General features: G+C 71.4%; 3 protein-coding genes and 1 pseudogene. All 4 read right to left on the reverse strand.

Going from position 1 to position 3,376, the window contains the following annotated elements; translation table 11 throughout:
* A partial coding sequence (locus ABD352_RS00515) for a thiamine pyrophosphate-dependent enzyme (protein WP_344610149.1) occupies nucleotides 1-877 on the reverse strand: 877 nt, incomplete at its 3' end.
* Nucleotides 878-979: 102 nt separating this feature from the next.
* Nucleotides 980-1,279: pseudogene (locus tag ABD352_RS00520) on the reverse strand (TlpA family protein disulfide reductase); the annotation flags it as partial.
* Nucleotides 1,280-1,291: 12 nt separating this feature from the next.
* Nucleotides 1,292-2,221, reverse strand: coding sequence for a YncE family protein (locus ABD352_RS00525; RefSeq protein WP_344610150.1), 930 nt, complete (start codon nucleotides 2,219-2,221; stop codon nucleotides 1,292-1,294).
* A 313-nt stretch (nucleotides 2,222-2,534) separates the two neighbouring features.
* Complete coding sequence (locus ABD352_RS00530; protein WP_344610151.1) at nucleotides 2,535-3,116, reverse strand: SPW repeat protein; 582 nt, start codon at nucleotides 3,114-3,116, stop codon at nucleotides 2,535-2,537.
* Nucleotides 3,117-3,376 lie beyond the last annotated feature (260 nt).

Below are 3,376 nucleotides of genomic sequence, written 5' to 3' on the forward strand. Positions count from 1 at the left end.
CGGCCTCGGGCAGCGGGCCGCGGACGGTGAGGTGGCGCTCGCCGCCGAGTTCGGCGATGGCGCGTCCGGCCATGTCGGCGGGCAGGGGCTTGCCGTGCCAGCCGGGCTGGTTCTCGACCTCGGAGAAGCCCTTGCCCTTGACGGTCCTGGCGAGGACGACGGTGGGCCTGCCGTCGCCGTGCGCGGCGTCGGTGAGCGCCTCGTCGATGGCGGCCAGGTCGTGGCCGTCGATAGTCAGCACGCGGGCGCCGAAGGCTCCGGCGCGGGCGGCGTAGGCGTCGAGGTTCCAGCCGAGGTCGGTTTCGCCGCGCTGGCCGAGCCGGTTGACGTCGACGATGACGATCAGGTTCTCCAGCTTGTAGTACGACGCCTTGTCGAGGGCCTCCCAGATGGATCCTTCGGCCATCTCGCTGTCGCCGCAGAGCACCCAGACCCGGTACGGCCGCTTGTCGAGGTACTTGCCGGCCAGGGCGACGCCGACGCCGTCGGGCAGGCCCTGGCCGAGCGAGCCGGTGGCCACGTCGACCCAGGGCAGCACCGGGGTGGGGTGGCCTTCCAGGCGTTGCCCGAAGCGCCGGTAGCCGGTCATCAGCTCCTCGTCGGTGACCACGCCGACGGCCTTGAACACCGCGTACAGCAGCGGCGAGGCGTGGCCCTTGGAGAAGATCAGGTGGTCGTTGCCGTCCGCCGCCGGGTTGTCCCAGTCGTAGCGCAGGTGCCGGGTGACGAGCACGGCCAGCAGGTCGGCGGCCGACATGCTGGAGGTGGGATGCCCGGAGCCGGCGCTGGTGGAGGAACGCACGGCGTCGACTCGCAGCTGGGCGGCGACCTGCGCGGCGGTGTCCAGACCTACCTCGTGCGGGGTGATCGTGGTCATGACGGTTCCTTCGGCGTGCGGAGTCGGGCGATCGGGTGCCTGCTTACCCGCCCAGCCGGGCGGGTAACAGCGGCCGGAGCGCGGCCGCGGGCCGGTGTGCGTTCAGTCCTCGGCCAGCAGCGCGTCCACCGCCTCGTCGAGCTCCACGGGTGCCGTCAGCCCTACCCCGCGGACGACTCCGCGGGCGTCCACCAGCACGTTCGTCGGCACGCCGCGGATGCCCAGCGCGGCGGCATAGTCGCCGGTCTCGTCGAGCAGCACCGGCCCGTCGATGCCCCAGATCTCCGCGAAGTTGCGCGCCTCCGTGGCCGCCCCGACGCTCTCCCATACGTTGATCGATATCACTTCCAGCCCCGACCGGGCGGTACGGAGGCGAAGTCCCTCGATGACCGGCGCCTCCGCGTTGCAAGGGCCTCACCAGCTGGCGAAGAAGTTGATGACGTACTTCTTCTCCGCCCACTCGCGGGTCGTGCGGATCTGCCCGGTGTGTGCGTCGGGAAGCGCGAACTCCGGCAGCCGCTGCCCGATCAGCGGATGCTGCGCGGGCGGGGTCGGTCCGGGTAGCCACGGCCGGTCCACGACGGTGAGGGTGCCCGCCCCGGCGTTCGACACCAGCAGCCGTCCCGTGTCCGGGTCCACGGCGCAGTCGCCGGGCGCCTCGTCCACCCGGACCCGGTGCAGCTCCCGCCCGCTGAACGCGTCCAGCACGCTCACGGTGCCGGCGCCCCGATTGCACACGTACAGCCAGCGGCCGTCGGTGGAGACGCTGAGCCCGACGGGGGCTCGCTCCACGGGCAGCTCGTCGATGGCCGCATGGTCCGACAGCCCGATCCGCCCGATCGTGCCCTGCAAGGAGTTCGCCACGTACAGCTGGTCGGTCACCGGGTTGACCACGACCTTGCACGGCCCGTTCCCGACCGGCAGGCGGTCCAGGGGCTGCAGCGTCTCGGCGTCGAAGACGCTGACCGACGCCATCATGAAGTTGGCGACGTAGGCGCGGGAGCGTCGCGTGTCGATGGCGATGCTGCCCGCGCCGAGCTCCGCCTCCATCGTGCCGATCAGCTTCATGCTGTCGACGTCGACGACGCTGACGGTGCCGGCGGCGGTGTCGCCCGAATAGACCCGGCGCAGCTGCGGGTGGTAGCCCAGACCCGACGGGTACTCCCCCACCCGCACCCGGGCCAGCAGCTCGCCGGTGTCGGCGCGCAGGACGGTCACGGTGTCCGATCGCGCGTCCGCCGTGAACAGCCTCCCGGTCGGGGCGTCGAAGATGAGCGGGATGGGCTCGCGGCCGGTCTCCGCCCGCCAGCGTACGGCCGAGCGTCGCAGGTCTACGGCTGTCACGCCATTGCTGCGGGAGCACGCCACGAACGCTGTGCGCCCGGCCGGATCGACGGCGACCGCCTCCGGCCCCATCCCGACGGGAATCCGCGCTGCGATCCGATGAAAGCGACCGTTACCGGCGTCCGGCGAGCGGTGACCTTCTTGGCTCATGGCGGCGTCGCTGCCCCGGACCGTATGCCTCAAACGCGTCGTGGGCATGCGGATGACGCCGGCAGCCTGGACTCCGCGCGAACGGCGGCCCCCGGGAGCCCGCACGGCAGCGGACGGGCTCCTTCTTCTGCCGCCGGATAGCCGCGGCCCACAGCGCCGATCGCTAGCGATTACGCCGATCGATGCCGGGACGGTCCAGATCGGACTGGTTCATGCCGGACCGCTCGTAGCCGCCGGACCGCTCGTAGCCGCCGGGCCGCTCGTAGCCGGGCCGCTCCATGCCGCGGCGTCCGCGGTCGAATCCGCCCCGCCGGTTGGACGACATCAGCAACCCGACGGCGCCGAGGCCCAGCACAACTGTCACAGCGCCCGTGGCCACGTTCGACGCGATCGTTCCGGCGGTGATGGCGACACCACGCTCAACGACCCACGGCGAGATGATGACCCAAACGCCGATCGCCGCCATGGCCCAGCTCAGCCGGTACATCCGGGCCGGCGCCATCGTCAGCCCCAGGGCGAGCACCGCGATCGTGATCCCGAGGATGAGGTCGTTGATGGCCAGGCGTGGCGCGCTGGTGTGGAAGCCGACCACCCACGGTGAGATGGCCAGCCAGCCACCGGCCAGCAACACCAGTCCGTCGATGACGCCCGCCTGCCCGCTGGCGCCGAACCGCTCGTAGCGCTGCTGCATCTCGGCGATGTCCGGGTGTCCGCCAAAGCTCTGATACTGCGAAACCTCGGCCACGACACACCTCCTAGGTTTGCCGCTTCTCTCTTGTCTTCGGCTACCCACCGCCGCGACGACCGACCATTTTGCCGCAAACCAGCGTTGTCGCGGGCCGGTCGACCGGGGCGCAAGGCGGGAGCCCTCACGATCACACGTTCCTCGGCCTGCGCCATGCGCATCACCACCCGGAGGGTCGCTCTCGTGAGATGGGCTGTCTACCCCCGTCACCCCGGCCGAAACGGGCAAGTCGAGCGGGTCATCGGGGCGTGGGGCGGGGG

Source organism: Dactylosporangium salmoneum, from assembly GCF_039532525.1.
Lineage (GTDB): Bacteria > Actinomycetota > Actinomycetes > Mycobacteriales > Micromonosporaceae > Dactylosporangium > Dactylosporangium salmoneum.